This window comes from Nonomuraea terrae (genome assembly GCF_004348995.1).
Taxonomy (GTDB): domain Bacteria; phylum Actinomycetota; class Actinomycetes; order Streptosporangiales; family Streptosporangiaceae; genus Nonomuraea; species Nonomuraea terrae.
Window position 1 is genome coordinate 33,728 of sequence record NZ_SMKQ01000035.1, and the last position, 20,817, is coordinate 54,544.

General features: G+C 73.1%; 21 protein-coding genes. 13 read left to right on the top strand and 8 right to left on the bottom strand.

Annotated elements, in window-relative coordinates; all coding sequences use genetic code 11:
* Positions 1-2 precede the first annotated feature (2 nt).
* Together E1286_RS14820 and E1286_RS14825 are read left to right on the top strand one after the other, a co-directional pair.
* Positions 3-398: a hypothetical protein gene (locus E1286_RS14820; RefSeq protein ID WP_132612758.1), complete on the top strand. Its 396-nt coding sequence runs from the start codon at positions 3-5 to the stop codon at positions 396-398.
* 225 nt (positions 399-623) lie between these two features.
* Entirely contained in the window at positions 624-1,487 is an 864-nt protein-coding gene (locus E1286_RS14825) for an LLM class F420-dependent oxidoreductase (protein ID WP_132612760.1), read from the top strand.
* On the opposite strand, the gene E1286_RS14830 is transcribed toward E1286_RS14825, so the two are convergent.
* Positions 1,468-2,850 carry a sensor histidine kinase gene (locus E1286_RS14830; RefSeq protein ID WP_246074863.1) on the bottom strand — a complete coding sequence of 461 codons (1,383 nt, stop codon included), beginning with the start codon at positions 2,848-2,850 and terminating at the stop codon, positions 1,468-1,470. The two genes, E1286_RS14825 and E1286_RS14830, sit on opposite strands and share 20 nt — an antisense overlap.
* Before the next feature lie 335 nt (positions 2,851-3,185).
* Here E1286_RS14830 and E1286_RS14835 point away from each other — a divergent pair, with 335 nt between their 5' ends.
* From E1286_RS14835 to E1286_RS14850, 4 genes are read left to right on the top strand one after another with little or no spacing between them, the layout of a single operon-like run.
* Positions 3,186-5,597, top strand: coding sequence for a sensor histidine kinase (locus tag E1286_RS14835; protein ID WP_132612762.1), 2,412 nt, complete (start codon positions 3,186-3,188; stop codon positions 5,595-5,597).
* Positions 5,578-6,009, top strand: coding sequence for a roadblock/LC7 domain-containing protein (locus E1286_RS14840; protein WP_132612764.1), 432 nt, complete (start codon positions 5,578-5,580; stop codon positions 6,007-6,009). Before E1286_RS14835 ends, E1286_RS14840 begins: the two co-directional genes overlap by 20 nt.
* On the top strand, positions 5,999-6,349 hold the full coding sequence (locus tag E1286_RS14845) for a DUF742 domain-containing protein (protein ID WP_132612766.1): 351 nt from the start codon (positions 5,999-6,001) through the stop codon (positions 6,347-6,349). The genes E1286_RS14840 and E1286_RS14845 overlap by 11 nt, the downstream gene beginning before the upstream one ends.
* A complete protein-coding gene (locus tag E1286_RS14850) occupies positions 6,330-6,911 on the top strand; it encodes a GTP-binding protein (protein ID WP_132612768.1) in 582 nt (193 codons plus the stop codon). Before E1286_RS14845 ends, E1286_RS14850 begins: the two co-directional genes overlap by 20 nt.
* 9 nt (positions 6,912-6,920) lie before the next feature.
* Here the strand turns inward: E1286_RS14850 and E1286_RS14855 are convergent, their stop codons facing one another.
* On the bottom strand, positions 6,921-7,895 hold the full coding sequence (locus E1286_RS14855; protein WP_132612770.1) for a GlxA family transcriptional regulator: 975 nt from the start codon (positions 7,893-7,895) through the stop codon (positions 6,921-6,923).
* A gap of 98 nt (positions 7,896-7,993) precedes the next feature.
* On the opposite strand from E1286_RS14855, the gene E1286_RS14860 reads away from it, so the two are divergent.
* Complete coding sequence (locus tag E1286_RS14860; protein ID WP_132612772.1) at positions 7,994-8,629, top strand: hypothetical protein; 636 nt, start codon at positions 7,994-7,996, stop codon at positions 8,627-8,629.
* Positions 8,630-8,638: 9 nt separating this feature from the next.
* On the top strand, positions 8,639-9,604 hold the full coding sequence (locus E1286_RS14865) for an NAD(P)-dependent alcohol dehydrogenase (RefSeq protein ID WP_132612774.1): 966 nt from the start codon (positions 8,639-8,641) through the stop codon (positions 9,602-9,604).
* On the opposite strand, the gene E1286_RS14870 is transcribed toward E1286_RS14865, so the two are convergent.
* Positions 9,588-10,937 carry a mannitol dehydrogenase family protein gene (locus E1286_RS14870; protein WP_246074864.1) on the bottom strand — a complete coding sequence of 450 codons (1,350 nt, stop codon included), beginning with the start codon at positions 10,935-10,937 and terminating at the stop codon, positions 9,588-9,590. The genes E1286_RS14865 and E1286_RS14870 overlap by 17 nt on opposite strands.
* Positions 10,938-11,032: 95 nt before the next feature.
* Here E1286_RS14870 and E1286_RS14875 point away from each other — a divergent pair, with 95 nt between their 5' ends.
* From E1286_RS14875 to E1286_RS14885, 3 genes are read left to right on the top strand one after another with little or no spacing between them, the layout of a single operon-like run.
* A complete protein-coding gene (locus E1286_RS14875; RefSeq protein WP_132612776.1) occupies positions 11,033-12,271 on the top strand; it encodes a cytochrome P450 in 1,239 nt (412 codons plus the stop codon).
* Positions 12,265-12,951 carry a TetR/AcrR family transcriptional regulator gene (locus tag E1286_RS14880; protein WP_132612778.1) on the top strand — a complete coding sequence of 229 codons (687 nt, stop codon included), beginning with the start codon at positions 12,265-12,267 and terminating at the stop codon, positions 12,949-12,951. Before E1286_RS14875 ends, E1286_RS14880 begins: the two co-directional genes overlap by 7 nt.
* Positions 12,952-13,128 carry an SDR family NAD(P)-dependent oxidoreductase gene (locus E1286_RS14885; protein ID WP_132612780.1) on the top strand — a complete coding sequence of 59 codons (177 nt, stop codon included), beginning with the start codon at positions 12,952-12,954 and terminating at the stop codon, positions 13,126-13,128. It begins immediately after the preceding gene.
* A gap of 251 nt (positions 13,129-13,379) precedes the next feature.
* Here the strand turns inward: E1286_RS14885 and E1286_RS14890 are convergent, their stop codons facing one another.
* Positions 13,380-15,029 (bottom strand): FAD-binding protein, encoded by a 1,650-nt coding sequence (locus E1286_RS14890; RefSeq protein WP_132612783.1) that lies wholly within the window; start codon positions 15,027-15,029, stop codon positions 13,380-13,382.
* A 233-nt stretch (positions 15,030-15,262) separates the two neighbouring features.
* Here E1286_RS14890 and E1286_RS14895 point away from each other — a divergent pair, with 233 nt between their 5' ends.
* Positions 15,263-16,306 (top strand): endo-1,4-beta-xylanase, encoded by a 1,044-nt coding sequence (locus tag E1286_RS14895; protein ID WP_223189962.1) that lies wholly within the window; start codon positions 15,263-15,265, stop codon positions 16,304-16,306.
* Here the strand turns inward: E1286_RS14895 and E1286_RS14900 are convergent.
* Genes E1286_RS14900 through E1286_RS14915 form a run of 4 tightly spaced genes read right to left on the bottom strand, consistent with a single transcriptional unit; the run spans position 16,303 to position 19,603 of the window.
* Positions 16,303-16,857 carry a hypothetical protein gene (locus tag E1286_RS14900; RefSeq protein WP_132612787.1) on the bottom strand — a complete coding sequence of 185 codons (555 nt, stop codon included), beginning with the start codon at positions 16,855-16,857 and terminating at the stop codon, positions 16,303-16,305. The genes E1286_RS14895 and E1286_RS14900 overlap by 4 nt on opposite strands.
* A gap of 24 nt (positions 16,858-16,881) precedes the next feature.
* Complete coding sequence (locus E1286_RS14905) at positions 16,882-17,271, bottom strand: hypothetical protein (RefSeq protein ID WP_132612789.1); 390 nt, start codon at positions 17,269-17,271, stop codon at positions 16,882-16,884.
* The gene (locus tag E1286_RS14910; RefSeq protein WP_132612791.1) at positions 17,268-18,542 is read right to left on the bottom strand and encodes a hypothetical protein; all 1,275 of its coding nucleotides are present in this window, start codon (positions 18,540-18,542) and stop codon (positions 17,268-17,270) included. Before E1286_RS14910 ends, E1286_RS14905 begins: the two co-directional genes overlap by 4 nt.
* Positions 18,539-19,603, bottom strand: coding sequence for a hypothetical protein (locus tag E1286_RS14915; RefSeq protein ID WP_246074866.1), 1,065 nt, complete (start codon positions 19,601-19,603; stop codon positions 18,539-18,541). Before E1286_RS14915 ends, E1286_RS14910 begins: the two co-directional genes overlap by 4 nt.
* Before the next feature lie 225 nt (positions 19,604-19,828).
* Here E1286_RS14915 and E1286_RS14920 point away from each other — a divergent pair.
* The coding region (locus tag E1286_RS14920) for a PP2C family protein-serine/threonine phosphatase (RefSeq protein WP_132612793.1) at positions 19,829-20,817 on the top strand (989 nt) is incomplete at its 3' end.

Here is a 20,817-nt window from a genome sequence, read left to right on the forward strand (position 1 = left end):
CGATGGCGATCGTGAAAACCATCCACCGCCTCGCCGCGGGGGCGCTCGCGGGCGCTGCCGTGCTGACGTTCACGGCTCCCGCCGGGGCCGACACGCCGTACGCCCAGGCGTCGGCGCTGGTCGCTCCCGACGGTTCGCTGGAGAACGGCACGAACATCATCCGCACCTGGCGCGTCGGGGCCGGCGACTACTGCGTCGCGGTCGACCCGAGCGTCAACCTGGAGGAGACACAGGCGGTCCACGCGACGCCGGCGGGCCACGACCACGCCGTCCGTGTGCTGTCGGTTCACGTCGGTGCGCCGATGTGCGGGAACTGGCGGGTCGACGTCATCGGGGTTCACAGCAGGGACGTGCGCGACCGCGGGCGTGACACGGCGTTCTACCTGACCGTCTCCTGACGTCCTGAAGGGCGCCACAGCCGCGCCGGCACCGCGAGGACGGTGCCGGCGTGATCCCCGGGCCCGGCCGTGAGACGTGATCCCCAGGCCCCCGGCCGTGAGAGAATAAGAGAACACACAGCCCTCTCCGCTTCGGCGAGAGGGTTTTTTCGTGCCCGCGTATCCGTGGTGAGGCTCTTCCCGCGGCGGGCGCTCCCCCTTCTCACCCGTTCAAGGAGTGCTCTCATGGACCTCGGTCTGACCTGCCCGCGTTTCCTGTGGCCCGGCGGCGACGCCGCCATCGGCGAGCGGTTCGCCGCCGTCGCCGTCGGCGCCGACCGGGCGGGCCTGCGCAGCCTGTGGGTGATGGACCACCTGTTCCAGATCCCGAACTTCGGCGCGGTGGAGGACCCGATGCTGGAGGCGTACGGCGCGCTGTCGTACGCCGCCGCGCTCACCTCCCGGGTCACCCTGGGCGCGCTGGTGACCGGCGTCGGCCACCGCGAGCCCGGCCTGCTGGTGAAGCAGGTCAGCACCCTGGACGCGCTCTCCGGCGGCCGCGCCGTGCTGGGCATCGGCGCCGGCTGGTACGAGGCGGAGGCCCGCGGGCTCGGCCTGCGCTTCCCGCCGGTGGCCGAACGGTTCGAGCGGCTGGAGGAGACGCTGCGGATCGCCCGGCTCATGTGGAGCGACGCGGACGGGCCGTACGAGGGCCGCCACTACCGCCTGGAACGGACGCTCAACGCGCCGCAGGCGAACCCGCCCATCCTCATCGGCGGCAGCGGCGAGAGGAAGACCCTCCGCCTGGTCGCCCAGTACGCCGACGCCGGCAACCTCCTGTACGGCGCCGACGTCCGGCACAAGCTCGGCGTGCTGCGCGCCCACTGCGAACGGCTCGGGCGGCCGTACGAGGAGATCGAGAAGACCCTGCACATGCGCATCGCCGAAGGGCAGAGCATGGAGGAGAGCGTCAAGCGGTGCGCGGACCTGGCCGCCATGGGCATCGACCACGTGATCGCGGCCGTGCCCGACCCGGCGGACGGCGCGTGGCAGGCGTACCTGGCCGAGCTGGCCGAGCGGATCGCCCCCATCACTCCGGCCGGTCGCTGAGACCCTCCAAGAGCGGCAGGCGAAGGACGAAGCGGGCGCCGGTGTCGGAGTCCTCGACGGTGAGGGTGCCGTTGTGGACCTGGGCGATCTCGCGGGCGATGGACAGGCCGAGCCCGGTGCCGCCGACGTCGCGGCTGCGTGAGGCGTCCAGGCGGGTGAAGCGCTGGAAGACGATCTCACGCTGCTCGGGCGCGATGCCGGCGCCGTCGTCGAGCACCTCCATGACGGCCGTTCCGTCCTCGCGCCGCACGGTCACGGCGATCCGGCTGTCGGCGTGCCGTTCGGCGTTGTCCAGCAGGTTCGTCAGCAGCCGGGCCAGCTGCAGGCGGTCGCCGGAGACGACCACGCCCTCCCGCGTCGAGGTGGTCACGTGCTTGGCGCGCGCCCGCGCGGTCTCGTCCCTGACGAGACCGGCCAGGTCCACCGGCACCCGCTCGGCGGTGACCTGGGAGTCGAGCTTGTTCAGGGTGAGCAGGTCGGCCACGATGGCCTGCAGCCGGTCGAGGCTGGTCAGCACCTCGCCGCCCACCTCGCGCCACTCGGTGTCCTCGGGGTGCAGCAGGGCCCCCTCGATCTGGGTGCGCATCGCGGTGATCGGGCTGCGCAGGTCGTGGGAGGCGTCGGCGGCGAACCTGCGCTGCTGCTCCATCGCGGCCTCCTGCTGCCGCAGCGCCGTCTGGAGCCGTTCCAGCGTCTGGTTGGCGGTCCGGGCCAGGTCGCGGATCTCGTCGTCGCACTCAGGGACGGGGATCTGCATCCCGCCGCCGCCCGCGCTGATCTCGCCAAGCCTCCTGGTGATGCCGCTGACCGGCGCGAGCGTCCTGGAGACGACGCGGGAGACGCCGAACCAGGTCAGGCCGACGAGCAGCAGCGTGACGCCGATCTGGAAGAGCAGCGCCTCGAGGCTGACGTACCAGGGGATGGCGGGGCCGAAGGCGTAGACGACCCATTCGCCGTCCGACTGGAAGGCGACCAAGGTCACGACGAGCTTGCACGCCTCGTGGAAGGCGGGCAGGCCGCAGATCTCGGCGCTGTCGTTCGCCAGGCCGCGGCGGGGGAGCGCGTTCAGCTGGCGCGGCTCGCCGGACAGGTTGGGCGTCCACGCGACCAGGCGCCCGGCGGCGTCGACCACCTGGATGCCGTCGAGGCCGTCGGCGTCGAGGATCCGGGGCAAGGTGTTGCGCTTGACCATGAGGAGCACGCGTACGGCCTTGCCCGACACGTCGTGCGCCCGGATGTCGGCGACCTCGCCGCGGATGCCGAACAGCACGAACGCGCCGACGACGATGTTCAGCAGCAGCATGGCGATGCTGGCGAACAGCGCCAGGCGCGTCCGCAGCGAATGACCCAACCGTGTGCTCACGCCCCGTCCCCCGGGAGACAGAAGACCACGGGGGCGGCTTTCACTGCTAATTCCGGGAGATTCCTACATAAAGGGCATGACAAAATCGCCGCGGCCGCGCAACCGGCTGTCACGATGAGTGAGCCGAGGGCCGTCACCGTCACGAACCGTATGCTGACAAAGAGTCAACCCGCCATTCGTGATTTTTCCTCACATGCGCACCTTGAAGTACATGTGCCCCATCGGCATAGTGGACGGGTCACAGACGTAGCCAGTCGTGGCGGACATTCTTCGGGGGGCGGTACCGGATCACGGCTGCCCTAGCGCACCAGAACGCGCGGAATTGGACATGATGCATGAGTTCGCCCCCGCCGATTCGTACCAAGCTGCTCAGGATCCTGCTGCTTCCGCTGGTCTCCATGGTGGCGTTATGGGGGTTCATCGCGTACTCCAGCGTCGATGAGATCAGGACGGTCTCGCAGACGCAGGACCGGTGGGAGGCCATCGGCGCGCCGGTGCTGCAGCTGATCGTCGAGCTGCAGCGGGAGCGGCAGCTCTCGGCGGAGGCGCCGGGCAGCACGGCGGCCCACCGGCCGCTGGCCGAGCAGCGGCGGGTCACCGACGGCCAGGTGGCGCGGCTGCGCGAGGTGATCGGGACCGTGGCCGCCGACCCGGACAGCGGGCAGCAGCCCGAGCAGGTACGGGCGATGGTGCAGGCACTCGACGGGCTGCAGGAGCTGCGCGCGTCGGCGGACGGCGGCGTGCTGGCGCCGCCGCTGACGATCATCCAGGCGTACGACGGCCTGATCGCCGTGGCCAACCGGCAGTTCAACGACCGCGACGTGCTGAGCGACGTCTCCTCCTTCCAGGCGGTGCGCGGCATGGCCGCCTACAGCACCGCCGCCGAGTACCTGGGCCGCGAGCACGCCGTGCTCACCAGCACGATCGTGCACCGCAGGATGACGCCCACCGACCGGGCCGCGTTCGTCGCCGCGATGACCGGCCGCCGGCTCGCCTTCTCCAACGCGGGGCGCGACGTGGGGCCCGAGCTGCGGGCCAAGTACGACACGCTGGTGGCCAGCTCGGCGTACCAGCGGCTGGAGGCCGTGGAGGACCTGCTGTTCTCGTGGGACACGGCCGGCACGCCACCGGTCGGCGCGCTCGCGTGGCGCGGCGACGCCGAGACCGTGCTCGCCGCGATCAACCGCGACACCCAGACGGAGCTGGCCCGCGTCCAGGCCGAGAGCGAGGAGCTGAAGACGGGGGCGTACCTGCGGATCGGCCTCGTCGTGCTGCTGGGGCTGGCCGCGGTGCTGCTGTCGCTGGCGCTGTCGTTCCGGTTCGGGCGTTCGCTCGTCGACGAGCTGACGCGGCTGCAGAGGTCGGCGGTCGAGCTGGCCGAGCAGCGGCTGCCCCGCCTGGTCGAACGGCTGCGCCGCGGCGACGACGTGGACCCGGCCGCCGAGGCCCCCGTGCTGGAGCCCGCCGCCACGGCGGAGGTCGACCGCATGGTGGAGGCCTTCTCCGCGGTACGCCGCACCGCGGTCGAGGCGGCCGTCGGCCAGGCGGCCCTGCGCAAGGGCGTCGGCCAGGTCTTCCTCAACCTGGCCCGGCGCAACCAGGCGCTGCTGCACCGCCAGCTCGCGCTGCTCGACACCATGGAGCGCCGGGTGGAGGAGCCGGAGGTCCTGGAGGACCTGTTCAAGCTCGACCACCTCACCACCCGCATGCGCCGGCACGCCGAGAACCTGATCATTCTGTCCGGCGCCTCCCCCGCCCGCCGCTGGCGCGACCCGGTGCCGCTGTTCGACGTCGTACGGGCGGCGGTGCTGGAGGTCGAGGACTACACGCGCGTCACCGTGGTGCCGATGCAGCACCCCGCGCTGCTGGCGGGCGGCGCGGTCACCGACGTGATCCACCTGGTCGCCGAACTGGTGGAGAACGCCGCCGTCTTCTCCCCGCCGGACACGACCGTGCACGTGCGGGGGATGACGGCGGCCAACGGCTTCGCGATCGAGGTGGAGGACCGGGGTCTCGGGCTGACCGAGGCCGGTCTCGCCGACCTCAACGCGCGGCTGGCGGACCCGCCGGAGTTCGACCTGGCCGACAGCGACCGGCTCGGCCTGTTCGTGGTGGCCCGGCTGGCGGTGCGACACGGCATCAAGGTGGTGCTGCGCCGCTCGCCGTACGACGGGACGACCGCGATCGTGCTGCTGCCCAGCACGCTGCTCTCCCCCGCCGAGCCGCCCGCGCTGACGCCCGTCCTGGCGCTGACTTCAGCCGGGCCGGCGGGGCGCGCCAGGCCGCCGCGCGCGCTCAGCGCGGCGAGCGCGCCGTCCACGACAGGTACGGACCCGGACGTGCCGTCCAGGCCGCCGCAGGGCGGCGGGGTGGCCGTCGCCTCGGGGCCGCAGCCGTCCACCTGGTTCGAGCCCGGCCCGCCACGACGCCCCGCGCCCACCGAGCCGGGCCCGTCACCGGAGCGGCCGGGGCCGCCGGCCGGGTGGAGTGTCACGGTGCCCGCTCACGAGGCGGACGAGGACCTCGACGGGCTGCCCATGCGGATACCGCAGGCCAGCCTCGCTCCCCAGCTGCGCACCGACGCCCGCGCCGACCGGCGCGTGGCCGCGGAGCGTTCGCCGGAGGAGCTCGCACGGATCATGGCGTCCATGCAACGCGGCTGGCAGCAGGGCCGCAGCCAGGCGGGGCAGGAACACGACGCGCGCAACGGAAAGGACGACCATCCCGATGCCCGATTCCAGAAGTGAACTGAGCTGGCTGCTCGACGACCTCGCCCAGCGCGTCCCCGGCGTCCGGCACGCCATCGTGCTGTCCGCCGACGGGCTGGCCATGGGCGCCTCGCGCGACCTGACCCGGGAGGACGCCGAGCACCTGTCGGCCATCTCCGCGGGCAGCCACAGCCTCGCCGCGGGCGCCGGGCGGCACTTCGGCCTGGGCGGCGTACGGCAGACGATCATCGAGCTGGACGAGGGCTTCCTGTTCGTCACCGCGGCCGGGCAGGGCGCCCGGATGGCCGTGCTCGCCTCGGGCGACGCCGAGCTGGGCCTGGTGACGTACGAGATGGCGCTGATGGTCAAGCGGGTCGGCGAGCACCTGAGCGCGCAGCCGAGGGGGGCGGCACCGGCACCCGTCTGGAACGGCGCGGGCCGTGACAGGTGAGGATCCCGGGCCGCTGATCCGGCTGTTCGGGCTGACCGGGGGCCGGGCGCGCCCCCAGGGTGAGATGTTCGACCTGGTGGCCATCGTCACGACGGTCTTCGGGGCGCGCCCGCCCGCGGACCTGCAACCGGAGCATCACGCCGTGCTGGCGCTGTGCCGCCGGCCCAAGCCGGTGGCGGACGTCGCGGCACACCTGCGGCTGCCGGTCAACATCACCCGGGTGATCCTGGGCGACCTGCGGCGCGAGGGCCTGGTCGGCATCGAGCGCCCGCGCCCGGCCGCGCAGACGATCGACGAACGCATCTACAGGGAAGTGCTGGATGGGCTACGCAGCCTCTGAGCCGGGGACCACCGCGGTCGCCCCGGCCCTGGCCATCAAGATCCTGGTCGCCGGCGGATTCGGCGTCGGCAAGACGACCATGGTCGGCACGATCAGCGAGATCCGCCCGCTGCACACCGAGGAGCTGCTGAGTGACCGGGGCGTCGGCGTGGACGACACCTCGGGCGTCGAGGAGAAGATCACCACGACGGTGGCGCTGGACTTCGGCCGCATCACCATCCGCGAGGGGCTGTGGCTCTACCTGTTCGGCACGCCGGGGCAGGACCGGTTCTGGTTCATGTGGGACGAGCTGGCGCTCGGCGCGCTCGGCGCGGTCGTGCTCGCCGACACCCGCCGGCTGCAGGACTGCTTCCCGGCCGTGGACTACTTCGAGCAGCGCGGCATCCCGTTCGTGGTGGGAGTGAACTGCTTCGAGGGCGCCCGCCGCTACGACCCGGACAAGGTGCGGCGGGCGCTCGGGCTCAACCCGTCCATCCCGATCGTGCTGTGCGACGTGCGCGAGCGCGCGTCGGTCAAGGAGGTGCTGACGACGCTGGTCACGTACGCGGTCGAAGGGCCCTGACCCCACGGGCTACCCGGGGCGGCTGTGGGCGTGGGTGTTGCGGTAGTGGGACGGGGCGACGCCGTACGCGCCGACGAACGCCTGGCGGAGCGTCTCGGCCGAGCCGAAGCCGCAGCGGGCCGCCACGGCGGGCATCGTCAGCGACGTGCCGGCCACCAGGTGGGCGGCGGCTTCGAGGCGGGTCCGGCGGACGTACTGGCCGGGGGTCTGGCCGAGCTCGGCGAGGAAGAGCCGGGTCAGGTGGCGGGCGCTGACGCCGGCCACCGCGGCCAGGGCGGTGGTGGACAGATCGTCGCCGAGGTGGCAGCCGACGTGGTCGACCACCCGGCGGACCAGGTCGTTGCCGGGCGGCGGCGCGGCGGTGAACATGCTCATCTGCGCCTGGTTGCCCGGGCGCTGGAGGTAGATCACCAGCTCGCGCGCCACCCGCCGGGCCAGTTCGGGCCCGTGGTCCTCCTGGATCAGCGCCATCGACAGGTCGAGCGCGCTGGTGACGCCCGCGGAGGTGACGAGGTCGCCGTCGCGGATGTAGATCGGGCCGGGGTCGACGCTCACCTCGGGGTGGCGGGCGGCCAGGTCGCCGGCCCAGCGCCAGTGGGTGGTGACGCGGTGGCCGTCCAGCAGCCCGGCGGCGGCCAGGATGGCGGCACCGGTGCAGACGGACGCGACGCGCCGGCTCTCGCGGGCGATGCGGCGCACGTGGGCGACGATCAGCGGGTCGTCGGCGGCCCGCCGGTGCCCCCAGCCGCCGGCGACGACCACCGTGTCGAAGGGGCCGGTGATGCGTTCGAGCGCGTCGCCGCCCGCCAGGGCCAGCCCGGTGGGCAGGGTGATCTGGCGCGCCCCCGGAGTGACGAAGGCGGTCCGGTACGGCTCCCGCGGCGAGCCGATCTTGTTCGCCATGCCGAGGCTGGTGGTGACGGCGGCGATCTCGATCAGCTCGGCGTCGTCGTAGCCCACCACGACGACCAGACGCTCGTTCACGCGCCGAGTGTAGTCCGACAGGACATGCCTCCCAATATTTACGACATATCACCGCAGCGCCTCGGCTGTCGGCGGCGCCCTGCTCCAGCATCATGAGCATGACCGACACTCCTCACGCCCGGATCGCCCCCGCCGAGTCCCCCGCCGAGTCCCCGGCCGTGCCCACGCACCGGTCGTCGCCGGGCCGGGTGGTCGCGGCGCTCGCGAGCCGCTGGCCCACCTGGTGCGGGCTGGCGGCCACCGCGCTGAACCTCGCGGACGCGCGGGACGGCCGCGCCCTCGGGTTCGTCGTGTACCTGGCCGCGCTCATCTACCTCGCCACGGCGGTGATCGACCGGCCGGGCATGGTGTGGGTGCTGTTCGGGCTCTCGGTGGTGGCGGTGACGCTGCTGAAGGTGTTCGACGTGGATCCATGGCCGCTCCTGATCGCCAGCGCGGTCACCGTCGTCGTCCTCGGCCTGACCGCCGGGCTGCTGCGCCAAGGTGGGCTCACCGCCGCGCAACTGCCCGCGATGCTGGTCTTCGGGGCCGCCGCCGTGTTCGCGCTGTCCCTCTCCCCCGAGGCCGGGGGCGCTCTCGTGGCGGCGGCCCTGATCGGCCACGCCGTGCAGGACGTCGCCGTCTGGCGGGCCGGCAAGGTCGTGGCGCGCTCGATGGCGGAGTTCTGCGCGGTTCTCGACTTCACGCTGGGGGCGGCGATTCTCGCCCTGATTCTCCTCCCGCTCGGCGGCTAGACTCCGGTCATGAAGGCCGCAGTACGCGCCGCCTACGGACCGCCGGACGTGGTGCGCGTCGCAGAAGTGCCCGAACCGGCGGTCCAGGACGGTGAGCTGCTCGTCGCCGTGCACGCGACGACGGTCAACCGCACCGACTGCGCGTTACGCGCGGCGAAACCGTTCTTCTGGCGGTTGTCCACCGGGCTCGTCCGCCCGAAGGTCGCGGTTCTCGGCAACGAGTTCGCGGGCCGGGTGGCGGCCGTCGGGCGGGAGGTCACGGCGTTCAAGGCCGGTGACCGGGTGTTCGGCTACAACGACGTCGGCTGGGGCGCGCACGCCGAGTACATGACCATCTCCCAGCACGGCACGGTCGCTCTCATCCCCGACGGGCTGGCGTACGACGAGGTGGCCCCCGGCCTGGAGGGCGCCCACTACGCGCTGTCGATCATCCGCGGCGCGGGCGTCCGGGCCGGGCACGACGTGCTGGTCAACGGCGCGACCGGGGCCATCGGGTCGGCGGCCGTCCAGCTGCTCCGGATCGCCGGGGCCCGGGTGACCGCGGTCTGCGAGCCGGTGCACGCCGGCCTGGTGAGCGGCCTCGGGGCCGAGCGGGTGATCGACTACACGGCCGAGGACTTCACGAAGGACGCCGGGCGCTACGACGCCGTCATCGACGCGGTCGGCAAGAGCACGTACGGCCGGTGCCGGCGGCTGCTGAAACCGCGCGGCGTCTACGTCGCGTCGGACCTCGGGCCGCTGTGGCAGAACCCCTTCCTCGCGCTGGCCGGCCCGCTGCTGGGCGGCAGGCGGGTGCGGTTCCCGCTGCCGAGGAACGACGCGGCGACGGCGCGGCATTTCGCGGAGCTCATGGCGTCCGGCGAGTTCCGGCCGGTGATCGACCGGTTCTACCCGCTCGACGACATCGTGGCGGCCCATCGCTACGTCGAGACCGGCCGGAAGACGGGGAACGTCGTCATCACCGTCTCGCGATGAGCTCGGCCTGCCGCGTGACCGCGTCGGTCAGCGCCGCGTCGGCCGCCAGCGCCGGGTCGAGGAAGCCGAGCACCGTGCGCGCGGCCTCCCCGAGAGGCCCGGCGGCGGTGGGGGCCGCGTCGTCGCGCACCGGCACGCCGCCGCCGCGCAGGTGCAGCAGCCAGGCCGCGACGACCCGGACTGCCCCGTCCGGCATCCGGCCCGCCGCCCGCTCGGCGCGCAGCACCGGCAGGACGCGGACGGGCACCTTCCGCGATCCGTCCTCGGCGATCTTGGCGAGGGTGTGCCGGATGCGCGGGTTGGCGAGCCGCTCCAGCAGCGCCGCCCGGTAGGCGGCCAGGTCGGGGCCGGGCAGGCCGAGGTGGCGCGTGGCCTCCGCCCACCACTCGGCCAGCCAGGCGCGGCAGGCGGGATCGGCGACGGCCTCGGCGACCGTCGTGTGCCCGCGCACGGAGCCGGCGTAGGCCAGCAGCGAGTGGCCGCCGTTGAGCAGCCACAGCTTGCGCCGCTCGTACGGGGTGACGTCGGTGACGAACCGGGCGCCCGCCTCCTCCCAGCGCGGCCGGCCCGCCGGGAACTCCCCGCACAACATCCACTCGGCGTACGGCTCGGCCACCACGGGCGCGCCGTCGGCCCGTCCGGTCGCGGCGGCCACCACGGCGGCGTCCTCCTCGGCCGGGTACGGCGTGATCCGGTCCACCATCGCGGTCACGTACGACGCGGCGCCGGTCAACCCGGTCAGCCCAGCCAGCTCGGCCAGCTCGCCGACCACCCGCTCGGTGACCTCGCCGTTGCCCGGCAGGTTGTCGCACGACACGATCGCCACCGGCCCTCCCCCGGCGCGGCGCCGCGCGGCCAGCCCGGCCAGCAGACGGGCGGGCGCGGTGCGTACCGGGGCCTCGGGGCCGGCGCGCAGGGCGGCGAGATCGGCGCGGACGGCGGGCAGCCCGGTGTCGAGCCCGCCTCCGGCGGCGCGCGCGTAGCCCGCCTCGGTGATCGTCAGCGTGACCACGGCCGGCTCCGGCCGCCGCCAGTGGCGCAGCCAGGCGTCGTGGTCGCCGCCCGGGTGCGCGGCCGACAGGGAGCAGATCACCTCGTACGCGTCCGCGTCCGGGCCGCGGGTGACGAGGGTGTAGAGGCCGTCCTGGGCGGTCAGCCGCTCGGCGATGCCGGTGCTGCGGCCGGTGAAGGCGGCGATGCCCCAGCGGTCGGCGTCCGGGGCGTGCTCGGTGTACCAGGCCTGGTGGGCGCGGAAGAACCCGCCCAGCCCGAGGTGCAGCATGCGCACGGGCGCGGCGGGACGGCCGTCGGCGGCGCGGGACAGGGGCTTCACACGTCTCCCTGGGGCGATCTTCCGTCACCTCCACCGTAGCCCGGGTCGGCAGCACTGAGTTGAGTCGATTGACTTAAAACGATGGGACGGCTTGAATGGGCCTTTGGTCCACGATCGTGGGAGGCATCGTGAGCAACGCCGATGTGCACGTACCGGATTATCCGTTCAGCAACCCCACGGCGCTGGAGCCGCCCGAGGAGTGGGCGCGGTTGCGGGAGGGGTGTCCCGTGGCGCCGATCCGGCTCCCGAGCGGCGACCAGGCGCTGCTGCTGACCCGCTACGACGACGTGAAGCAGGTGTTGTCCGACCCCCGCTTCACCCGCGACCTCGACGCGCCCGACGCCGCCCAGGTGACCGCGAACGAGTCCGGCGGCGTGTTCGGCGGCATGTCGAGCATGAGCAGCGACAACCACAAGGCGTGGCGGCAGCTCATCGGCAGGACGTTCACCGCCAAGCGGGTCTCGGCCATGCAGCCGCGCATCGAGGCGATGACCGGCCACCTGGTCGGCGAGATGGTCAAGCAGGGCTCGCCCGCCGACCTGGTGAGCTCGCTCGGCTTCCCGCTGCCGGTGTGGGTGATCTGCGACCTGCTCGGCGTGCCCGACTCCGACCGCGACAAGTTCGCGTACTGGTCCGACACCATGCTGAGCCTGACCAGATTCACCCAGGACGAGATCGACGCGGCGCAGGCCGACTTCGAGAGCTACCTGAAGGCCCACGTCGAGGCCAAGCGGGCCGAGCCGGGCGACGACCTGATCAGTGAGCTGATCTCCATCGTGGGCTCGCTCGACGGGCGGCTGACCGAGCAGCTCATGATCGGCACCGCGAAGGGACTGCTGGTCGCGGGGCACGAGACGACCGCCAACATGATCGGCAAGATGGTGGCGATGCTGCTGGCCGACCGTACGCGCTGGGAGCGGCTGCTGGCCGACCGCGCGCTGATCCGCACGGCGGTGGAGGAGAGCCTGCGCTTCGACGCCAACCCGGGCTTCGGCATGCCGCGTTACCTCAGCGAGGAGGTCGAGGTCGGGGGCGAGCGGCTGCCCGCGGGGACCACGGTCGTGTGCAGCATGGCCTCGGCCAACCGCGACGAGCGGCAGTTCGCCGACGCCGCCACCATGGTGCTCGACCGGCGGCCCAACACGCACGTCGCCTTCGGCGCGGGCCCCCACTCCTGCATCGGCCAGGCGCTGGCCCGCACCGAGCTGCAGACGGTGCTCCAGGTGCTGCTCGACCGCCTGCCCACGCTGCGCCTGGCCGAGCCCGCCGAGGCCCTGACCCGCCGCGAGGGGCTCGTGGTCGGCGGCCTGCAGGCGGTGCCGGTCGCATGGTGAACGTCGCCCGCGCCCGCGAGTCAGGCGGGCGGGCCGGCACGACCCGGGCGGCGATCCTCGACGCCGCCGAGCGGCTGTTCGCCGAGAACGGCGTGGCCGCGGTGTCCAACCGGCAGATCAGCGAGGCGGCCGGGCAGGGCAACCACTTCGCGGTCGGCTACCACTTCGGCACCAAGGCCGACCTCGTCCGCGAGATCGTCCGCCGGCACGCCGCCGCCATCGAGCACCTGCGCGTGCGGATGCTGGACGAGGTCGCCGGCTCCTCCGACCTGCGTGCCTGGGTGTCCTGCCTGGTGCGGCCGTTCACCTGCCACCTCGACTCGCTGGGGGTGCCGAGCTGGCGGGCCCGCTGCATGGTCCAGGTCACGACCGAGCCGGCCCTGCGCGAGATCGTGATCGACGAGACGGTCGCGACGCCCGCCATGCGCGGCACGCTGGAGGGCCTGGGCCGCGCGGTGCCCGGCGTGCCCGGCCACGTCCACCGCGAGCGCTCCGACATGAGCCGCGTGCTGATCGTGCACACGCTGGCCGAGCGTGAGCAGGCCCTGCACGAGGGCGGCCCCACCACGCGCACCTCCTGGGAGGCGACCGCCGTCGGCCTCATCGACGCCGTGGTCGGTCTGTGGCTCGCCCCCGTCACCGCACTCCCCGACGACCCCTCGACGACAACGGACACCTGAATGCGCGGCCTTGCGAACCAGAGCATCGTCGTCTGCGGCGGCGCCACCGGCATCGGCGCGGCGACCGCCGAGCGGCTGGCCGAAGAGGGCAGCCGGGTGCTGATCGGCGACGTCAACGCCGCCGGCGCCGAGGCCACCGCCAAGCGGATCACCGCCGCCGGCGGCACGGCGGTGTGAACCGAGTTCGGCTTCAAGGCCGCCGGGCTGGCCGGCACCCGCAGCATCCGTCTGGGCAAGCCGTCCGACCTGGCCGCCGCGGCCGCGTTCGTGCTGTCCGGCAACGCCGAGTGGATCAACGGGCGGACCTGGTCGATCGACAGCGGCGGCTCGCTCCACGACTGAGAGCCGGTTCAGACGCCGTCAACCGGCGCGAAAGCGCCTGCGTCCGGTCTCCGCCGGCATGGAGAACGGCGTCCACGCCGCCGCGTTCACCTCCCGATGACGCCTGGTGACTGACCTGCCGCGGCGTGCAGGGCGGCCAGGTGGCCGAACACCACCGCGGGGCCGATGGTCGAGCCCGGGCCCGGATAGGTGCGGCCCATGACCGAGGCGGTGGTGTTGCCGGCGGCGTACAGGCCGGGGATGGGGGCGCCGTCCTCGCGCAGCACGCGGGCGTGCTCGTCGGTGAGCAGGCCGCCCTTGGTGCCGAGGTCGCCGGGGTGCACGCGCATCGCGTAGAAGGGGGCCTTCTCCAGGGGGCCGAGGTTGGGGTTGGGTTTGACGCGCGGGTCGCCGTAGTAGCGGTCGTACGCGGTGCGGCCCCGGCCGAAGTCCTCGTCGACGCCGGTGCCGGCGAACCCGTTGAACCGCTCGACGGTCGCCCGCAGCGCGGCCGGGGCGACCTCCATCTCGGCGGCCAGCTCGCCGAGGGAGCCGGCCTTGAGCAGCAGGCCGGCGTCGTACCACCGCTGCCGACCGGCCAGCAGCGCGGCCGACAGGTAGCGGCGGGCGTGGCGGGCGTCGGTGACCAGCCAGGCGGGCAGCTTGCCGAGGGCGAGCAGGTCGTGCCCGAAGTCGATGTACGACGCCGACTCGTTGGTGAAGCGCCGCCCTTGCGTGTCCACCACGATCGAGAACGGCATCGAGCGTTCCCACAGGACGAAGTTGGGGTGACCGTCGGGGCCGATCACGGCCGAGCCCCACCAGGCGTCGTCCATCAGGGCCAGCGCCGCCCCGGCCCGCGCGCCCAGCTCGATCGCGGTGCCGAGATCGCCTTCGGGGGCCGAGGACCAGCCGGGGACGCCGTGGTGCTTCTGCCGCCACTCGGGGTTGTGCGCGAATCCGCCGGCGCCCAGGATGACGCCGTTCCTGGCGCGTACGCGGAGCGAGCGGCCCTCGCGGGAGACGACGGCGCCGGTCACGCGGCCGTCCTCCATGATCAGCTCGGTCAGGGGGGACGACAGCCAGACGGGGGTCTGCTGGTTGCGGACGACGTACATGAGGGAACAGGCCAGCGCGCCGCCGGAGCCGAGCAGGCGCTTGCCGGTCGCCACGCCGCCCAGCGTGCGGAGGACGAGGCGGGCGCCGCGGACGAAGCCGTCGGGGCTGGACCAGGCGCGGGAGAGCTGCCACACGTCGTCGGTCATGACGGGCACCGGCAGGCCGTCCAGCGCACGGGAACGCTCGGCCCACGGCCCGAGCAGCTTGGCGTCGAACGGCCTGACCTCGATCGCCCGGCCGATCTTGCCGCCGGGCCGGTCGGGGTAGTAGTCGGGGTAGTCCTTCGAGCGGGCCCAGCGCACGCCGTGCCGGTGCAGGAACCGCACGACCTCCGGCGCCGTCCTCAGGAAGGCCAGCTTGCGTTCGCGCGAGGAGGCCGGGCCGACGTCGCCGATGACGTCCTCCATGTACGCCAGCGCCTCCTCCAGGGAGTCGTGCGCGCCGGCGTGCCGCATGAGGGGGTTGTTCGGCATCCATAAGCCGCCGCCGGAGATGGCGGTCGTGCCGCCCCACTTGTCGGTGCTCTCGACGAGCAGCACGTCGAGCTTCCTGTCGGCCGCCGTGATGGCCGCGCTCATGGCCGCGGCGCCGCTGCCGGCGATCAGCACATCGACGATCTTGTCCCATTCCTCTGCCATCGCGGCTCCTTTGCTCGAGCGTGCACGGTCGAACGGGCGCTTTCCGACGGATGCGGGAGGCGTTGGAAGCTGCAGCGTAAGTCGGCCAACTTGTTAAATCAAGTGACTTATCAGGACTTCTGGCGCTTGACGGAGCGCCCGTCAGCGCTTACGTTTCCGGCGATCGGTGAAAATATCGTCACATATCCGAAACTTTCTGAAACGTCCCCGGCATCCCCCCGGAGGTCAGCTCGGTGAAGCCCCTGCTCATCGCCCTCGCCCTCATCCTCGCCGCCCCCTTACCGGCCCACGCCCACCCGAGTCAGCCCCGCGACCTGCGGGAGCTGGCTCAGCGGCACGGCATCAAGATCGGTTCGGCCGTCGACGTCGCCGCGCTGCGCGCCGAGGCCGACTACCGCAAGGTCCTCAACCGCGAGTTCAACCACGTCACCGCCGAGAACGCGATGAAGTGGGAGTCGGTCGAGCCGCAGCGCGGCGTGTACACCTGGGCCGACGCCGACGCCGTCGTCGAGAACGCGCGCCGCAACCGCCAGCAGGTCCGCGGGCACACCCTCCTCTGGCACAACCAGCTGCCCGCCTGGCTCACCTCCGGCGTCGCCGACGGCTCCATCGGCGCCGCCGAGCTGCGCTCGATCCTGCGCGACCACATCACCACCCAGGTCGGCCGCTACAAGGGCAAGATCAGGGCCTGGGACGTGGTCAACGAGGTCGTGGAGGAGGACGGCACGCTGCGGCAGAGCATCTGGCTCACCCACCTCGGCCCCGGCTACATCGCCGACGCCTTCCGCTGGGCGCACCGCGCCGACCCGCGCGCCAAGCTCTTCATCAACGACTACAACCTGGAGTGGAACCAGCCCAAGATCGAGACCACGCTGTCGATCGTCAAGGACCTGCAGGCCGAGGGCGTGCCGATCCACGGCGTCGGCTTCCAGGGCCACCTCGGCATCCAGTACGACTACCCCGGCGACTGGGCCAACGTCATGCGCCGCTTCGCCGACCTCGGCCTGGAGATCGCCATCACCGAGCTGGACGTGCGCATGGTGCTGCCGGTGACTCCCGAGAAGCTCGCCACCCAGGCCGACTACTACCGCCGGGCGCTCACCGACTGCGTCAGCGTCAGGGCGTGCGAGGAGATGACCCTCTGGGGCTACACCGACCGGCACTCGTGGGTGCCCGGCTGGTTCGAGGGCGAGGGATCCGCCTGCGTCATGGACGAGAACCTCGCGCCCAAGCCCGCGTACCACGCGCTGCTGGCGGTGCCCCGCCAGCGCCGCTAGCCGCGTCCGCCCGGGCCCGGTTCGAGGCGCTGCAGGAGGCCGTGGACGAACCGGGCCCGGTGGGCCGTGCCGCCGTACGGGAAGTCGACCGTCCAGTGTTGCGGTGCGGGGCCGTCCATTTGGACGGCGCCGGGGAAGCTCGCCCCCACGTCGGCCACCACGCACGCCCACGGGACGAGCTCGGCGAAGGTCAGCGCGGCGGCGCCGGAGGGCCGTACGAACCACTGGTTCCACAGCTGCCCGCCGGGACCGAGCAGCACCTCGAACTCCAGCCCCGGCCAGGACGGCAGCGGCCAGCGCAGCACCTGGCAGCGCAGGCTCCCCGCCGTCCTGCTCCCCCGGTACGGCGCCGGCCCGAGCGCCCGGCGCACCGCCGCCGCCCCTCTGGGCGCCCTCGACGCGTGGGCCGTGCGCGTCCAGTGGGCGTGCGCCGCCCGAAGCTCGCCCCGGGACGCCCCCATGGCCTCCAGCGCCTCCTCGACCCGGCCGGGGTTGAGATCGCGCATACGATGCATCAACGCCAGCTCGAACTCCCGCACCCCGAACGCCATGCCGTCCAGCTTGCCAGCCCCCCGTCACCTGTCGCTGATCAGGGCTTTGACGATGAGCTGTTCCTCGCCCGCGGGCCCGTCGAGGCGGAGTGACACGTCCCAGACGCCGCTCATCGAGAACAGCTCTCCCTCGGCCAGGAAGCGGCCCGGCCGCTGTTCGCGGGCGGTGATTTCCGGCGTGGAGTGGCCCATCTCCGGCATGACCGCCGACACGGCCACGGTGTCGGCATCACCCGAGTCCACCACCACCTCCATCGAGACGCGGCCGGTGACGGGCTCCTCGATCAGCACGGTGGCGGCGTAACGCGTTCCGGTGGTGCTCGTGCGGAGCGGCTCCGCCGCCGCGTTCCGGCCCGCCACGAACAGCGCCACCGCGGCCGCCACCAGCACGGCCACGACCGCGAGCCGCTTCATCGGGCGCTCCCCGCCGCCGCGACGTCCACGGTGAACGGCGCGGTCACGATGCGGTCCGCGGTCGCGTACTGGGCCCAGGCCAGGTAGCGGCCCGGCTCGGGGAAGCTGAAGGTGAAGCGCAGCGGGGAGCCGGGCGTGCCCATCTCGTGGACGTGCCCCATGAACGCGCCGTCCTGGCTGCGGACGAGCAGATGGCCGGTCATGCCGAGCCAGGGCCGTACGTCGCCGGGCGCGTCCAGCTCGATCGTGGCCGGCCGCCCCGCGACGGGGGCCGCCGGCCGCAGCCGTGGCGCCGCGGCCGCCGCCTGGATGCTCTCGCCCGCCGGATCACCGGCGGGGTGCACCGTGAAGGCGCCGGTGAGGAGCTGGCCGCCGGAGTCCTGGCGTTCGACCTCCGCGTGGGCGAAGTAGCGGCCGGGGCGGTCGGCGCGCAGCCGGACCTCCAGCCGTCCCGGCGCGGTGCGCAGCGGGTGGACGTGGCGGAAGTACCGTCCGTCCTCGCTGGTGACGACCACGTGGGCGATGGCCTCGTGGTGGACGGCGAGGTCGTCCACGGGCCGCCCGGTGGAGCCGTCGACGAGGTCGAGCCGCAGGGTGAACTCCTCCCCCTCCGCCGGCCGGTCCGGCACCGTGGCCACCTTCCCCTGCGCGAACGGCCGCCCGCCCACGGGCGTCGCGGCCGTGGGCGCGGCCCCGTCGGGCGGCGGCGCAGGCAGGGCTTGCTCGAACACGACGACCATGGCGGCCACCGTCACCCCGGCCGCGGCGCCCCCGGCCAGCAGCATCGCCGTGCCCCTGCGGGCGAGGCCGCCGGTGAGCACGCCGCCGACCAGCAGCGTCCCGGCGAGGAACAGACCGCCGTAGATGAGGAAGTCCCCCGCCGAGCCACGTTCGACCAGGACGCGGAAGGGGATGACGGCGACCTCGTCGCCGGCGCGCAGCGTCAGCTCGTGCGGGCCCGTCCTGGTCACCGTGAGCTGCGTGTAGCGCGGGTCGCGGGGCGCCGCCTCGGCCGTGCCGGTCACCGTACGGCCGTCCTCGACCGAGCGGACCCGCAGGCCGATCCGCAACGGGGTGACCGGTTCGTACGCGACCACCCCGATCCGCAGCGGCCCCGGCACCCGGGACGTCCCCTTGATCACCACCGTCAGCTCGGCGCCGGCGATCGTCTGGGCGATGCGCAGGTCGGCCCCGGCCGTGACGTTGTGCGCAGCGGCCGGGGCCGCCATCGCCAGCAGCAGCACGGCGACGAGGCAGAGGAGTCGGATCATGCCCGCTCGGGGGCGGCGTTCGGCAGGAACAGCGCCCCGAGCGCGAGGCCGATCAGCCCGGCGATGATCGGCGCGCCGGTCCACAGCTCCGGCACGGCGGGCAGGCCGCCGCCGGTGGCCGAGGCGACCCCGATGAACAGCGTCCAGGTGGCGAACGCCGACAGCCCGGCGAACGCCCAGTACTCCCCCCGCCGCGACGCCGACGGCCGCAGCCATCGGATCAGCAGGTCGCTCACCGCGCCGCCGGCCACGAACCCGAGCAGCATCGGCAGGTTCTCGAACTCCGTCTGCGCGCCCGGCATGAGGACGGCGATCGCGTACATGAGGGTCACCGACCCGAACGGCAGGTTCCAGCGGCGTACCAGGAGCAGGACGGGGGCGAGCAGGACGACGTTGGTGAGGACCATCGCGGCGGCGAGCCGGTCGGCGCCGGGCCCGTCGAGCAGGGAGAACGCCTCCACGACGCGCTCGGCGCGGTACTGCATGGCGTCGCCGTACATGAGGAAGAGCGACACCAGCGTGGTGGCGAACGCCAGCCCGATCAGCGCAGGCAGCAGGCGGCCCAGCGACGGCCGTTCGCCCACGTCGGGGGCGCTCCACGCCGAGCGCAGCGGCGTGGTGACGATGAGGAGCATCGTCACGATCAGCCCGAGATGTGAGGGGCTGAACAGGATGTCGATGGTGGTCTCGATGCCGAGGAACGTGTGCCACATCATGTCGACGAAGCCGAAGGCGGCGAACGCCGGGATGGCGAGCAGCCCGGCCAGGTAACCCTTCGGGACGGCGGCCAGCCCCTGCCGCCCGGCGCGGACGCCCCGCCACGCCTGCCAGAGGATCCACCCCGAGACGACGGCGAATCCTGAGTAGAACACGGCGTGCCAGGGCGTGAAGAACGTCTCCAGCTCCGCCAGGTTGGTGTGAGCCCAGGCGTCGATCATCAACCCGATGCCGAACCAGACCCCGAGCAGCGCTGTGACGAGGTCTGTTCTGGGCGACACCCATGCGCGAGGTTCCCCGGAATCGGCCAGTAATCGGCGCATGCCCGTGTGCGCGACAGCCATCGTGGCTCCCTTCTGTCGGCTCGAATCTATCCACCCGAGGCGGGGTGCAGGCGGGCTCAGGGGAACGCGACAGCGCCGTCCGGCCCTTCGGCCGTTCGCCGGGAAATGTTGCGCGTTATCGGCCTCGCCGACGGAAGGTTTACCCTGTTGACCCCGCTTGAGACGGACGCCTCCTCTGCGGGATGCTGGTACGTCAACGGCGGTTGATTTCTGCTCGGGGGTCGGATGAGGTCTTTGCGGGTCCTGCGCTGGCTGCCCTTCGTCGTGATGTTCGGCGTGGCCCTGACCGATGTGCTCGCCGGCCGGTCCCTGGTGTTCCTGCCGCTGCTCACGCTGGGCCCGGCCTTCGCGTCGGTGTCGGGCGGCGTACGGCGCACCGCGATGGTGGGCGCGGTGGCGCTGGCCATCTGCGTGCCCATGGCGATGCACAACGGCCTGCTGTTCACCTGGGAGAACAACCTCACGGTCGTCAGCATCGCCGGGGTGACCGCGGCGAGCATGCTGGCCGCCCGCCTGCGCCTGAGGCGGGAGCGCGAGCTGGCGAGTGTCCGGCAGGTCGCCGAGGCCGCCCAGCGGGTGCTGCTGCGGCCCGTGCCCCGCAGGGCCGGCGACCTGAGGGTGGCGCTGTCGTACACCTCCGCGGCGGCCGAGGCCCAGATCGGCGGCGACCTGTACGAGATCGTCACCACGCCGCACGGCGTGCGCCTGCTGATCGGCGACGTGCAGGGCAAGGGCCTGGCCGCGGTGGAGACGGCGGCCTGGGTGCTCGGCGCGTTCCGCGAGGCCGCCTACGACCAGGCCGACCTCGCCGACATCGGGGAACGGCTGGAGGTCAGCCTGGCCCGCCACCTGGGCCCCGAGCAGTTCGTCACCGCGATCATCGCCGAGGTCCGCGACGACGAGCTGACGCTGGTGAACTTCGGCCACCCGCCGCCGCTGCTCGTCCTCGCCGGCGGCGAGCCGCGCACGGTCGAGCCGCCGGAGGCCGGCCTGCCGCTCGGACTGCGCGTGTTCGGCCCGGGTGTGCCCAAGGCGCATCGTGTCCCGTTCCACAGCGGCGACCGCATCCTGTTCGTCACCGACGGGGTCATCGAGGCCAGGAACGCGACCGGCGACTTCTACCCCCTCACCGAACGCGCCGGGCTCCTCACCCGCGACGACCCCCAGGAGGCCCTCGACGCCCTCCGCGCCGACCTCGTCGCCCACGCCGGCGG

Excerpts from the sequence above, each read along its gene's own strand:
- E1286_RS14820 (WP_132612758.1), top strand. The coding sequence starts at position 3 with ATGGCGATCGTGAAAACCATCCACCGCCTCGCCGCGGGGGCGCTCGCG.
- E1286_RS14910 (WP_132612791.1), bottom strand. The coding sequence starts at position 18,542 with ATGATCCGACTCCTCTGCCTCGTCGCCGTGCTGCTGCTGGCGATGGCG.
- E1286_RS14880 (WP_132612778.1), top strand. The coding sequence starts at position 12,265 with ATGGTGAACGTCGCCCGCGCCCGCGAGTCAGGCGGGCGGGCCGGCACG.
- E1286_RS14900 (WP_132612787.1), bottom strand. The coding sequence starts at position 16,857 with ATGGCGTTCGGGGTGCGGGAGTTCGAGCTGGCGTTGATGCATCGTATG.
- E1286_RS14840 (WP_132612764.1), top strand. The coding sequence starts at position 5,578 with ATGCCCGATTCCAGAAGTGAACTGAGCTGGCTGCTCGACGACCTCGCC.
- E1286_RS14850 (WP_132612768.1), top strand. The coding sequence starts at position 6,330 with ATGGGCTACGCAGCCTCTGAGCCGGGGACCACCGCGGTCGCCCCGGCC.
- E1286_RS14905 (WP_132612789.1), bottom strand. The coding sequence starts at position 17,271 with ATGAAGCGGCTCGCGGTCGTGGCCGTGCTGGTGGCGGCCGCGGTGGCG.
- E1286_RS14865 (WP_132612774.1), top strand. The coding sequence starts at position 8,639 with ATGAAGGCCGCAGTACGCGCCGCCTACGGACCGCCGGACGTGGTGCGC.
- E1286_RS14915 (WP_246074866.1), bottom strand. The coding sequence starts at position 19,603 with ATGGCTGTCGCGCACACGGGCATGCGCCGATTACTGGCCGATTCCGGG.
- E1286_RS14885 (WP_132612780.1), top strand. The coding sequence starts at position 12,952 with ATGCGCGGCCTTGCGAACCAGAGCATCGTCGTCTGCGGCGGCGCCACC.
- E1286_RS14835 (WP_132612762.1), top strand. The coding sequence starts at position 3,186 with ATGAGTTCGCCCCCGCCGATTCGTACCAAGCTGCTCAGGATCCTGCTG.
- E1286_RS14825 (WP_132612760.1), top strand. The coding sequence starts at position 624 with ATGGACCTCGGTCTGACCTGCCCGCGTTTCCTGTGGCCCGGCGGCGAC.
- E1286_RS14890 (WP_132612783.1), bottom strand. The coding sequence starts at position 15,029 with ATGGCAGAGGAATGGGACAAGATCGTCGATGTGCTGATCGCCGGCAGC.
- E1286_RS14875 (WP_132612776.1), top strand. The coding sequence starts at position 11,033 with ATGGGCCTTTGGTCCACGATCGTGGGAGGCATCGTGAGCAACGCCGAT.
- E1286_RS14860 (WP_132612772.1), top strand. The coding sequence starts at position 7,994 with ATGACCGACACTCCTCACGCCCGGATCGCCCCCGCCGAGTCCCCCGCC.